Source organism: Burkholderia sp. CpTa8-5 (genome assembly GCF_017815045.1).
In the GTDB taxonomy this organism is placed as follows: Bacteria; Pseudomonadota; Gammaproteobacteria; order Burkholderiales; family Burkholderiaceae; genus Burkholderia; species Burkholderia sola.
Map to the genome: position 1 here is coordinate 108343 of NZ_JAGIQD010000009.1, position 11482 is coordinate 119824.

9 protein-coding genes, 1 tRNA gene, 1 pseudogene and 2 riboswitches are annotated in these 11482 nt (G+C 67.7%); of the genes and pseudogenes, 7 read left to right on the top strand and 4 right to left on the bottom strand.

The window, feature by feature from the left end:
• Nucleotides 1-17 precede the first annotated feature (17 nt).
• A complete protein-coding gene (locus J8I35_RS16155; protein ID WP_209926166.1) occupies nt 18-1541 on the bottom strand; it encodes a TIGR04222 domain-containing membrane protein in 1524 nt (507 codons plus the stop codon).
• Between the two features lie 270 nt (nt 1542-1811).
• Nucleotides 1812-2297, bottom strand: a complete 486-nt coding sequence (locus tag J8I35_RS16160) for a hypothetical protein (protein WP_050015937.1) — start codon at nt 2295-2297, stop codon at nt 1812-1814.
• A gap of 436 nt (nt 2298-2733) precedes the next feature.
• Between J8I35_RS16160 and J8I35_RS16165 the strand changes: the two are divergent.
• Nucleotides 2734-2967, top strand: a pseudogene (locus J8I35_RS16165) (tyrosine-type recombinase/integrase); the annotation flags it as partial.
• 54 nt (nt 2968-3021) lie between these two features.
• Here the strand turns inward: J8I35_RS16165 and J8I35_RS16170 are convergent.
• Nucleotides 3022-3097, bottom strand: a tRNA-Arg gene (locus tag J8I35_RS16170).
• Nucleotides 3098-3348: 251 nt separating this feature from the next.
• Between J8I35_RS16170 and J8I35_RS16175 the strand changes: the two genes are divergently transcribed.
• Entirely contained in the window at nt 3349-4236 is an 888-nt protein-coding gene (locus tag J8I35_RS16175; protein WP_089488035.1) for a c-type cytochrome, read from the top strand.
• 109 nt (nt 4237-4345) lie between these two features.
• Here J8I35_RS16175 and J8I35_RS16180 read toward each other — a convergent pair whose 3' ends face one another.
• The gene (locus J8I35_RS16180) at nt 4346-6433 is read right to left on the bottom strand and encodes a UvrD-helicase domain-containing protein (RefSeq protein ID WP_050015912.1); all 2088 of its coding nucleotides are present in this window, start codon (nt 6431-6433) and stop codon (nt 4346-4348) included.
• Nucleotides 6434-6742: 309 nt separating this feature from the next.
• Here J8I35_RS16180 and J8I35_RS16185 point away from each other — a divergent pair, with 309 nt between their 5' ends.
• The 5 genes from J8I35_RS16185 (at nt 6743) to gcvH (ending at nt 11462) form a co-directional block, all read left to right on the top strand.
• On the top strand, nt 6743-7450 hold the full coding sequence (locus J8I35_RS16185; protein WP_209926168.1) for an SGNH/GDSL hydrolase family protein: 708 nt from the start codon (nt 6743-6745) through the stop codon (nt 7448-7450).
• Between the two features lie 294 nt (nt 7451-7744).
• A complete protein-coding gene (locus J8I35_RS16190) occupies nt 7745-8797 on the top strand; it encodes an oxidoreductase (protein ID WP_209926170.1) in 1053 nt (350 codons plus the stop codon).
• A gap of 209 nt (nt 8798-9006) precedes the next feature.
• Complete coding sequence (locus tag J8I35_RS16195) at nt 9007-9372, top strand: hypothetical protein (RefSeq protein WP_124653680.1); 366 nt, start codon at nt 9007-9009, stop codon at nt 9370-9372.
• Nucleotides 9373-9486: 114 nt separating this feature from the next.
• A riboswitch (glycine riboswitch) is annotated at nt 9487-9590 on the top strand.
• A gap of 31 nt (nt 9591-9621) precedes the next feature.
• Nucleotides 9622-9755: riboswitch (glycine riboswitch) on the top strand.
• Nucleotides 9756-9838: 83 nt separating this feature from the next.
• Nucleotides 9839-10957, top strand: coding sequence for a glycine cleavage system aminomethyltransferase GcvT (gene gcvT / locus J8I35_RS16200; RefSeq protein ID WP_209926172.1), 1119 nt, complete (start codon nt 9839-9841; stop codon nt 10955-10957).
• 124 nt (nt 10958-11081) lie between these two features.
• Nucleotides 11082-11462 (top strand): glycine cleavage system protein GcvH, encoded by a 381-nt coding sequence (gene gcvH / locus J8I35_RS16205; RefSeq protein WP_089488033.1) that lies wholly within the window; start codon nt 11082-11084, stop codon nt 11460-11462.
• Nucleotides 11463-11482: the final 20 nt, after the last annotated feature.

Sequence of the window (11482 nt, forward strand, 5' to 3'; positions counted from 1 at the left end):
GGCAGCGCGCCCTGTGCTCAGCTGCTTGAACAGCCGCCGCAACTGCTTGAGCTGCATGAGCTCGACGAACTGCAGCTCGACGAACTGCAGCTCGACGACGAGTCACTCGAACTGTAGGACGAACCGGTCGATCCGCCCGCCCGCGCGGCGGTCGGCGTCAACGGCGGCGGCTCCATCAGCACCATCGAATACGCGGCCCATGCGGTGCCGGTCAGCGCGCCCGCGCCGAACAGCGCGGCGGTCCACAGCAACGCGTCCGGCCGGTCGTGTTCGTCGCTGCGCACAATCCGTCGGGCGACGAGCGACGCCTGCCCGCCGACCGTCAGGCCGGGCCGCCCGAACCCGGTCAGCCGCCCCACGACGATGCGGTATGCAATCGCGAACGCCGCCATGCAGATCACGAGTAACAAGACCGGCCGTCCGCGACTCAGCCCGACCACCAGTTTCGCCGCGCCCGTGCCGAGCACCCCCAGCGCGATCGCGCGGGCCATGCGCGCCGTCCGCATGTCGCCCGGCGCCCAGAAACAGCCACGCGCGCGCAACGATTTCGCCTGCTCGGCAGCGCGACGCGCCAGCAACTGACGGAACGCGCCGAAGCTGGCCTCCCTCTCAGGCTGCCCGGCCAGCCATTCACATTCGTCCCCGTATTCGCCCGCCCGTGTCGCATCGACGAGCCGCACGCGCCCGCCCAGTCGCCCGGCCATCGCCAGCTCGATCGCGCCGGCGTGAACGAGCGACAGCGTCGCGACCTGCACGACCCGCGACTCGTCGCCGGCGAGGTATGCGGCCTGCTCGACCGTCAGGTCCGACGAGAATGCGCGCCTGCGCCGGCACCGGTATTCGATCTGTTGCGCAAGCCCGATCAACAGCAGCGCGGCCACGCAGGCCGGGATGTAGAACGCGAGAAACTGCGGCCCCGTGTAGTTCAGCACGTCGAAGTCTTGCGCCGATGCGCAGGTTGCGGCGACGCTCGCGGCGGCCGCCGGCCACGCGAGTTTCGGCAGCCGGTTGCGCCACGTGCCCCGCGTCGGCGCGAGGGCCGGCTCGTCTGCCTGCGGCGGCACCGCTTCGGCCGGCCGGTCAACGGGGCGCGGCCAGATCGATTCCGGCGGCGCATAGCCGAACAGCCGGCGGTAGCTGTCGAGCGTGTCGCGATAGCGCTGCGCGTACGCCGCGCCCTCGTCCGGCGCGCCCGTGGCGGGCATGTGATGCAGTCGCGCACGCAGCACGCCGGCGCAGAAGACGTCCCAGTATTCGAGCGTGTACTGCAGGTGGAAATGCCACGCGGCATCGACCGCGACCGACGGCGTGACCGGGTGCCCGGCCGCCTGCGCGAGAAACGCGAAACGCTTGTACTCCTCGATCACGGCCAGCGCGTGCGCATGCGACCAGCCTTCGGCTTCGGCAAGGCGGCGGCTGTATGGCAGCGGCGCGTGCGGATCGTCGGGAGAATAGGTGTTCAGACGCGCGAGCAGCGCCTGCTGCGCATCGGTCAGCGCGCAGGCAGCGACTGCGGTCGGGGTGGGCGGAATGGCAGCCATCGGAGTCGGCGCGATGCGCGGACGGCCGCCGCGATCGACGCTTGGAGTTGTCGTTGCGGGCGATTCTCGCACAATGGAAAGGCGGGGGAATAGCGGGGGAAATGACGGCGCGATACCGTGCGGTGACGCTATGCCTGGACAACTTCAGGAAAACGGATCGGGGAATTCGACGCCTGGATTCACTCACATCGAAGGGGCCCAAGCGCCCCTTCGATGTGATGCGATGGCAATGTCGGTCGGAACGGCGACGACCGCGGCCCGAAAAATCAATTACGCGTATTGGGGCGCTTTGGCGGCTAACGCATCCAGCACCTTGGTGACTCTCCAGTGCTGCGCCTGAGTCCCGTTATAGGCAAACGCCCAAATGACGTTGTTGCCTTGCAAACTGTCGAAGTGGTCGTCGATCACGAGATTCGGATTTGCCACCGACGTGATATATCCCGGGCGCATAGTCAGGCTCCACCGCTGAGATACCGCACCGGTAAATTTACGCACGACGAGCGGTGTCTCGGCAGCGACCTTTCCGTCCTTAAAATCGATCGCCAATTGCTCCGCTGGAGAGTCAGGACTGGTGAAATCGAGAATGAAGAACCCTGGGCTGGCACGAAAATGCCACACGTTTAGTACATCCTGTTCGGTCAGATAGCGTAGTGCCAACGGCGAGTTGGGACCTACAAAGCCGCCCTGGCCAGAATCGGGCACAACGCCGATGCAGCGGCTCCGATCCGCGGCGAATTCAATGATCACGTCACTCATGATATTTTCCTTAAGATAATTGAGAAAATAATCGGCCTCGTCCTTCTTAAAATCCCCTTGAATTGCAAGGCCAGAGCGCCCCGCGATCCAAAGGTATCGGCAAGCTACCCTTATCGGTTCTCACCTGGATATAAAATAGACAAATGGCCTCTCGAGCTCAATTACACTTGATTACACATGGACCAAAATCGAGTTCGATTGAATATTCGATGCCGACGAGTTTGGACTACATGTTGCGACCGGTGACTTGCCTGTTGTTCTTCAGCAAATGCCCGTCTGCTGCCCGCCGCAGGACGCACGCTCGCCGCAGTCGGTCGGCCGGCGAGAACCGTCCGTTCCTCATCACCGACGTGCAGGCCGCAATCGGCCGCGCCGGCACGAAGGGCACGCTCGCGCGTTCGCTCGACGCGATCGCGGCGCAGACGCGACCGAAACCTGGCGAAAGACGTCGAAGCGTGCACGTATCAGTGACTTCCGCCGGCACAACCTGCGCGGCACCGGGGCAAGCTGGCACGTGCGACGCGGCACGCCGCTGCAAGTGCTGAAGGGACCGGGCGGATGGGAAACGATGGAAATGGTGCAGCGGTACGCCCACCTGTCAGCCGATCATCTGGCGCACAGCGTCGCGCCGCTCACGGCCGAGCCCGCGCCGATTCCGGCTGCAATCTAGCTGCAACGGTACTGCACGACGAAGGAAGGAAACCGCTGAGAGCCTGACTAGACTTGGCGCGCCCGGCTGGGATCGAACCAGCAACCCCTGCCTTCGGAGGGCAGTACTCTATCCATTGAGCTACGGGCGCGTGAGACAGTGAAGCGACCCCATATACAGGCCGCCCACGATTGGCAAGACGGCAAGGATACCCGGTTTCCCAAGACGCGTCCACCTCGCCCGCCGAATCGCCGCCGGACGGCCCTGCGTGCGGGTAAACACGCGCCATCGCGCCGCTCGCCGTGATGTAAACGTTCCGTCTATAATCGTCCGTGCTTCATTGGACTGCCATTTTGCCGTTGCACCGCGCTCACAATTCCTATTCATGGAGACGAGGCAAGCATGAGCGAAGCACCCCACGAATCTCCCGTCAAAACCCCCGGGCAGCTGATTGCCGTCATCATCGCGTCGTTCGCGATTCCGATCGTCCTGATCGTCCTGTTCGCCAATTACGCGAACCATGCATTCCGTTCCGGCGCCGGCACCGACGCGCTATCCGACCAGCAGGTCGCCGCCCGTATCGCGCCGATCGCGAAGGTCGACGTGAAGGACGCCAACGCGCCCCGCACGTACAAGACCGGCGAGGAAGTCTACAAGGCCGTCTGCGTGACCTGTCACGGCACCGGCGCCGCCGGCGCGCCGAAGTTCGGCAACAAGGACGACTGGGCGCCGCGCATCTCGCAAGGCTTCGACACGCTGCTGAAGACGGCCCTCGCGGGCAAGGGCGCGATGCCGGCGCGCGGCGGCACGAGCCCCGACGACGTCAGCGACTATGAAATCGCCCGCGCGATCGTCTACATGGCCAACAACGACGGCGCAAACTTCCCCGAACCGGCCGCGCCGGCCGCCAACGCCGCGCAGCCCGCCAGCGGCGCCCCCGCGTCGGGCGCCGACGCATCGAACGCGCAGGCCGCCGCGGCCATGGCCGCGATCGCCGCGATCCCGAAGGCCGGCGAAAAGCCCGCGGCCGCCCCGGCGGGCGCCGATGCAGCAATGGCCGGCAAGGCGCTGTACGCGTCGACCTGCCAGGCCTGCCATGCAGCCGGCGTGCTCGGCGCACCGAAGTTCGGCAACAAGGCAGACTGGGCGCCGCGCCTGAAGGAATCGATGGATACGGTCTACAACTACGCGCTGCACGGCAAGGGCGCGATGCCGCCGAAGGGCGGGTCGAACGCGTCGGATGCCGACGTAAAGGCGGCCGTCGACTACATGGTCAACGCGGCGAAGTAACGCGCCCGTACGGCCATCCGTAAAAAACCCCCGCGACGCCTTTGCATCGCGGGGGTTTCGTTTTGGTGTCGCCGGTTCATCGCGCCGTGACTAAGGCAGCGCCGCCCCATCACTTCTGCAGCAACGCCTTCAGGCTCGCCAGCCGGTCCTTCGGCGACATCGGCGCTTCTTCCGGCGTCGGCGGCGGCGCTTCGTCGAGCCCCATCTCCGGGATGAAGCGCGACGGTTCGCACACGACCGTCTCGCGCGCCCGCTTGCGCTTCTTGCACCAGTTCAGGTGCAGGCTGCGCTGCGCGCGGGTGATCGCGACGTACATCAGCCGGCGCTCCTCCTCGATCCGTTCGTTGTCGATCGGGCCGTCGTCGTCGCTGCCGCCTCGGTGCGGCATGATGCCTTCCTCGACGCCGACCAGGAACACGTGCGGATACTCGAGCCCCTTCGACGCATGGACGGTCGACAGCCGCACGGCGTCCGGGTCCTCGTCCTTGCCTTCGAGCATCGACATCAGCGCGACGGTCTGGATCAGGCCGAGCAGGTTCTTGCCCGTATCGGCGAGGCCGTCCGCGTTGTGGAAACCTTCGGCCTCGCCGTCGACGGCCTCCGTCTCGGGCTTGGTGCCCTTGCGCTTCAGCCATTCGAGGAATTCGAGCACGTTCTGCCACTTCGACTGCGCCTGCCGCTCGTCGAACGCGTCGTACAGGTACGCCTCGTAGTGGATCGCCTCCATCATGTCGTCGAGCACGACGGTCGCGGGCTCCTTGTCCGCGCGCTCGGTCAGGCGCTGGATGAAATCGCAGAACATCCGCAGCGGCTCGACCTGGCGCGCCGACAGCCGCGCCTCGATCCCGCCCATGTACACGGCCTCGAACAGCGACACCTTCGCCTGCCCCGCGAACGAGCCGAGCGCCTCGAGCGTCGTGTTGCCGATGCCGCGGCGCGGCGTGGTGACGGCGCGGATGAACGCGGGATCGTCGTCGGCGTTCGCGATCAGCCGCAGGTACGCGCACAGATCCTTGATCTCGGCCTTGTCGAAGAACGACTGGCCGCCCGACAGCACGTACGGGATCCGCTCGCGCCGCAGCACCTGTTCGAAGATGCGTGCCTGGAAGTTGCCGCGATACAGGATCGCGTAGTCGCGGAACTGCGCGCGCCGCTCGAACTTGTGCGCGGACAGCCGGAACACGACCGATTCGGCCTCGTGCTCCTCGTCGTTGCACGCCGTGACGGTGATCGAGTCGCCCATCCCGTGCTCGGACCACAGCTTCTTCTCGAACAGCTTCGGGTTGTTCGCGATCACGTTGTTCGCGGCGGTCAGGATCCGCACCGTCGACCGGTAGTTCTGCTCGAGCTTGATCACGTGCAGCTTCGGGAAATCCTTGCCGAGCTGCGCGAGGTTCTCGAGCGTCGCGCCGCGCCAGCCGTAGATCGCCTGGTCGTCGTCGCCGACCGCCGTGAACGCGGCGCGCGGGCCCGCGAGCTGCTTGAGCAGCTCGTACTGGCACGCATTGGTGTCCTGGTACTCGTCGATCAGCAGATAGCGTAGCTTGTTCTGCCAGCGGTCGCGCACCGGCTCGTTCTTCGCGAACAGCTCGGCCGGCAGGCGGATCAGGTCGTCGAAGTCGACCGCCTGGTACGCGTGCAGCGTCGCCACGTAGTTGCGGTAGACCAGCGCGGCCTGGTGCTCGTCCTCGTTGGCCGCGATCGCCATCGCCTCGTCGGGCATGATCAGGCCGTTCTTCCACAGCGAGATGATGCTCTGGATCTTGCGGATCAGCCCCTTGTCGGTCGTGCCGAGCTGCTCCTGGATCATCCCGAAGCAGTCGTCCGAATCCATGATCGAGAACTGCGGCTTCAGCCCGACGTGCTCGGCCTCCTGGCGCAGGATCTGCACGCCCAGCGAGTGGAACGTGCAGACGGTGAGCTGGTTGACGGGCACCTTGCGGCCTTCCTTGCCGGGCGTGGTGAGCGTCTTGCCTTCCAGCAGCTTCGACACGCGCTCGCGCATTTCGGCGGCCGCCTTGTTCGTGAACGTGACGGCGGCGATATGGCGCGGCTCGAAGCCTTTCGCTTCGATCAGGTGCGCGATCTTCTGCGTGATCACGCGAGTCTTGCCGCTGCCCGCGCCGGCGAGCACGAGACAGGGACCGTCGAGATAGCGCACCGCTTCATTCTGAGCGGGATTCAGGCCTGCGGACATGATGGCGGATGGTGTTGCTGGTTGACGGCGGAGGGCCGGGAGGATGCCGTGCGCGACAGGCTGGGGAAGCAGGCGGACACGCAGGCAGGACGCGCATGTTAACACGTCGGCGGCACGTATTTCGGGCGCGCGGCCGGACGGGCGCGGGCAGGCTCGCCGGGCGGGCGCCCCCTGTCCGTCCGGCGGGGTCGTGCCTGTCCGCTCGGCCAATCTGGCCCCGTCCGCGCCGGGATCGGACACAATATGTACTCCCCGGCGCCGTCCGCGCCGGCCCGCTTCAATTTGCCTGAACCGTCACCGGATCGACTCATGGGATACCCGTTCGCCACCGCCGCCCTCGGCCCGCTGCTGTTCGCGCAGGGGCGCTACGTGCGCCGCGTCACGCCGCGGCTGTCCGAGGCGGCCGGCCCGCGCGACGGCGTGGCCGGCGACGGCCCGCCGCTGCGCGTGCTGGTGGTCGGCGATTCGGCGGCCGCGGGCGTCGGCGTCGCGACGCAGCACGATGCACTCGCCGGGCAACTGGCGAACGCGCTGGCGGCCACGCACCGCGTGCGCTGGAAACTGCTCGCGCGCACCGGCCTGACCACGCGGGAGCTGGTCGACTGGCTCGCCGCCGAGCCGGCCGAGCCGTTCGACGTGGCCGTCACGTCGCTCGGCGTCAACGACGTGACGGGCGGCGTGCCGCCCGCACGCTGGCTCGCGCAGCAGGCCGAGCTGGTCCGGCTGCTCGCCACGCGCTTTCAGGTCGGGCACGCGATCCTGTCGGCGGTGCCGCCGATGGAGCGCTTCCCGGCGCTGCCGCAACCGCTCGCGTGGTATCTCGGCCTGCGCGCGAGGCGGCTCAACGCGGTGCTCGCAGGCTGGGCCGGCACGCAGCCGGACTGCACGTTCCTCCGGGTCGATTTGCCGCTCGAACGTCACCTGATGGCCGCCGACGGCTTCCATCCCGGCGCATCGGCGTGCGCGGTATGGGCCGCGCAGGTCGCGGCCGCCGTGCGGCAGCGGGTGGGCGCATGACGCGGCACGCTACGGGCAGGTTGGCCGCCACGGCTCGCCGCGCGGCGCGCGCCATGTCACGCCACGCCGAGAGCCGCGAACCGAGCAGAGCCAAGCCGAAAGCCGGGCAGTCGCGCTGCCCGGCACCCGATCTCGCGCAAAATGCCGGCATTCCTTGCGCAGTTGCCGCATCACATCGCGCGTTTCGCCCGACGCGTCTATGCAGGCGGCGGCGCCATGCCAAAATAGCCGGTCGTCTCCGCGCCGCCGCTCCGGCGCGCCATCCTTTAGTTTCCTTCGCAGCCAGGAATTGCCATGTCGTCATTGCTCAGGATTGGTTTGATGGGTTTCGGTTTCGCCGGCGCGACGTTCCACGCGCCCGTGATCGCCACGAGCGGCCGCACTGAAGTCGCCGCGATCGCGACCGGTCAGTCCGATCGCGCGCACGCCGCGTATCCGGGCGCGCGCATCGTCCCCGACCTCGACACGCTGCTCGGCCTCGACGATATCGAATGCGTGGTGATCGCCACGCCGAACGACACGCACTTCACGCTCGCACGCCAGGTGCTCGAAGCGGGCCGCCACGTCGTCGTCGACAAGCCGGTCACGCTCACCGCCGACGAGGCGCTCGCGCTCGCACGGCTCGCGAACGCGCGCAGCCGGCTGTTCGCGCCGTTCCACAACCGCCGCTGGGACGGCGATTTCCTCACCGTGCGTCGCGTCGTCGAATCGGGCGAGTTGGGCCGCCTCACCTACTTCGCGTCGCACTTCGACCGCTTCCGGCCGACGCCGCGCCCGCGCTGGCGCGAGGAGCCGGCCCGCGGCGGCGGCCTGCTGCTCGACCTCGGCCCGCACCTGATCGACCAGGCGCTCGCGCTGTTCGGCACGCCGGAAACCGTGAGCGCCACCGTCAAGACGCGCCGCGACAACGGCACGGCGCCCGATTTCGTGCACCTGCTGCTCGGCTATCCGGACAAGGACGTCGCGCTGCATGCAAGCGCGCTGTCGGCGATCGAACCCGCGCGCTTCACGCTGCACGGCACGCGCGGCAGCTATCAGAAATTCGGGCTCGACACGCAGGAAGACCAGCTCAAGGCCGGCCTCACCGCCGACGACGTCGAATTCGGCGGCGGCAACCCGCCCGGCCTGCTGCGCGTGCTCGACGGCGACCTCGAAGTCGAACGTCCGGTGCCGACGCTCGACGGCCAGTACGCGGAGTTCTACCGCGCGCTCGCCGCGTCGATCCGCGACGGCGCGCCGTTCCCGGTCACAGCGCAGGACGCGGTCGACGTGATGACGATCATCGAGCTCGCCGCGCAGAGCGAGCACGACGGTCGCCGGGTACCGTTCGTGCGCCGTACGGTGTGATGGCCGCCGGCCGGGTCAGTGCCGGCCCGGCCGCCCACCGCGCCACGCCGCCACGCGCCGGCGGCGGCGCTGCGTCTGCCGCCACCCCGCCCCGCCGGCACGGCCTCCAACATTCCGTTACAAATGGTGCGGGAACGAAAGTCAGCGGTCGTCCGGTCTGACGCGTTTCTCAAAATGTCGATTCGACACTTATCCGTCAGGAGAATGTGATGCAACGGTTGATTCGCGCAGCGGCATGCTGCGTCCTGGTTTCCTCGCTCGCGGCGTGTATCGTGCAACCGCAGCGGCCGGTCCGGCAGGCGCCTCCGCCGCCGCGACCGAATCCGCAGGTCGTCGCGAACGACCGCATGCAGGAGGTCCAGGGCCGGATCGACAATCTGCATCGCCGGATCGACGCGCGCGTGAACGGCGGCTACTACCCGCCGCCGTACGGCGCGCAGTTGCACCATCGCCTCGACGTGATCCGCCAGGAAGCGAACGACATGTCGGCCCAGCACAACGGCGGCCTGTCCGGCGACGAGCAGCGGGTGCTGAACCAGGAACTCGACACGGCCGCACGCGCGATCGGCGAGTGACGCGCCGGCGCCCGCCGGAGCGGAGAAAAGCGGCGGCGCCGGCCGCCGCCGCTTGTCGCGAAGCGACATTCTTTTGCTCAAATTGACAATGCCGACCCGCTCGCGTACAGTCGCCCGCACGCGTCGGGAGAGCGTGTGACCGGGTCGTTCCGACACCGGTTGCGCCGCCGAAGGGGCACACCCGCAAACTCTCAGGCAAAAGGACCGACCGCGTCGGGGAACCGCGTCCGCGCACTGCGCGCACGACACTCCCCGCACTCTGGAGAGCGGCAGTAGCCCGCAGCGCATTGGCTGCGCGGGCAAGCTGCCCACCGAAGGGGCGCGCGTTCGCCGGGCTTGGCCCGCAGCGCAATCTCTCAGGTATCGAGGACAGAGGGGCATGTACCGGATCGCTCGAGGCCATCGGCCGCGGCGGTCGGCACATGGCCGTTCTGATCCGCGCGCAAGCGCCTTGCCTGAGGCCTCGATGACTGCACTGAATCACACCCCGCTCAACGCCGCGCACCGCGCGCTCAATGCCCGCATGGTCGACTTCGGCGGCTGGGACATGCCCGTCAACTACGGCTCGCAGATCGAAGAACACGCGGCCGTGCGCACCGACGCCGGCATGTTCGACGTGTCGCACATGTGTGTCGTCGATTTCACCGGCAGCCGCGTGCGCGCATTCTTCGAGCATGCGATCGCGAACCACGTCGGCAAGCTCAAGACGCCCGGCAAGGCGCTCTACTCGTGCCTGCTCAACCCGCAGGGCGGCGTCATCGACGACCTGATCGTCTACTACTTCACCGAAGAATTCTTCCGCGTGGTCGTCAACGCCGGCACCGCCGAGAAAGACATCGCGTGGTTCAACCAGCTGAACGAGCGAGGCGGCTACGGCCTGACGATCGCGCCGCGCCGCGATCTCGCGATCGTCGCCGTGCAGGGTCCGAACGCCCGCGAAAAGGTCTGGGCGACAGTGCCCGCCGCGCGCGCCGCCACCAGCGAGCTCAAGCCGTTCAACGCCGCGCAGGTCGCCGGCACGCCGTTCGGCGATCTCACCGTCGCGCGCACCGGCTACACCGGCGAAGACGGCTTCGAAGTGATCGTCCCGGCTGTGCACGTCGTCGCGCTGTGGGATGCGCTGCAGCAAAACGGCGTGCGTCCGTGCGGGCTCGGCGCGCGCGACACGCTGCGCCTCGAGGCCGGCATGAACCTGTACGGCCAGGACATGGACGACACCGTCTCCCCGCTCGACGCGGGCCTCGCGTGGACGGTCGACCTCACCGCGCCGCGCGACTTCGTCGGCCGCGCCGCCCTGGAAGCCAACGGCACGCGCGCCGCGTTCGTCGGCCTGATCCTGCAGAAGGAAAACGGCAAGGCGGGCGGCGTGCTGCGCGCGCACCAGAAGGTCGTCACGCCGCACGGCGAAGGCGAGATCACGAGCGGCACGTTCTCGCCGTCGATGCAGGAATCGATCGCGTTCGCGCGCGTGCCGGCGGCCGTCCAGATCGGCGACATCGTCCAGGTGCAAATTCGAGACAAGAATCTTCCCGCTCGCGTGGTAAAACTGCCGTTCGTGCGCAACGGCAAGGTCCTCGCTGCGTAACGACCGGGAGGCGGCCGGCGCTGCCTCCCGGCCAGCCGGGAGATGGCGCCCGGCGCAACCCCATCCGGCGCACCATGGCGGCGCGCCAGCAAAACGAACACACCCTTTTATCCAGGAGCATCCGATGAGCAACGTCCCGGCCGATCTGAAGTACACCGATGAACACGAGTGGATCCGCACCGAGGCAGACGGCACGCTGACGGTCGGCATCACCGATCACGCGCAGAGCACGCTCGGCGACATCGTCTTCCTCGAGCTGCCCGAAGTCGGCAAGTCGGTGAGCGCGGGCGACGCCGTCGGCGTCGTCGAATCGGTGAAGGCGGCATCCGACATCTACTCGCCGGTGTCCGGCGAGGTCGTCGCCATCAACGAAGCCGCCACCGATGCGCCGGAAGAAGTGAACGGCGACGCATACGGCGTGTGGCTGTTCAAGATCAAGCTCGCGGACGGCGCATCGACCGACAAGCTGATCGACGCCGACGCGTACAGCAAGCTGATCGACTAATTTTCCTTACCCGAACCGCG

Coding starts and splice junctions, on each gene's coding strand:
- J8I35_RS16175 (WP_089488035.1), top strand. CDS start 3,349: ATGAGCGAAGCACCCCACGAATCTCCCGTCAAAACCCCCGGGCAGCTG.
- J8I35_RS16185 (WP_209926168.1), top strand. CDS start 6,743: ATGGGATACCCGTTCGCCACCGCCGCCCTCGGCCCGCTGCTGTTCGCG.
- J8I35_RS16160 (WP_050015937.1), bottom strand. CDS start 2,297: ATGAGTGACGTGATCATTGAATTCGCCGCGGATCGGAGCCGCTGCATC.
- J8I35_RS16155 (WP_209926166.1), bottom strand. CDS start 1,541: ATGGCTGCCATTCCGCCCACCCCGACCGCAGTCGCTGCCTGCGCGCTG.
- J8I35_RS16180 (WP_050015912.1), bottom strand. CDS start 6,433: ATGTCCGCAGGCCTGAATCCCGCTCAGAATGAAGCGGTGCGCTATCTC.
- gcvT (WP_209926172.1), top strand. CDS start 9,839: ATGACTGCACTGAATCACACCCCGCTCAACGCCGCGCACCGCGCGCTC.
- gcvH (WP_089488033.1), top strand. CDS start 11,082: ATGAGCAACGTCCCGGCCGATCTGAAGTACACCGATGAACACGAGTGG.
- J8I35_RS16195 (WP_124653680.1), top strand. CDS start 9,007: ATGCAACGGTTGATTCGCGCAGCGGCATGCTGCGTCCTGGTTTCCTCG.
- J8I35_RS16190 (WP_209926170.1), top strand. CDS start 7,745: ATGTCGTCATTGCTCAGGATTGGTTTGATGGGTTTCGGTTTCGCCGGC.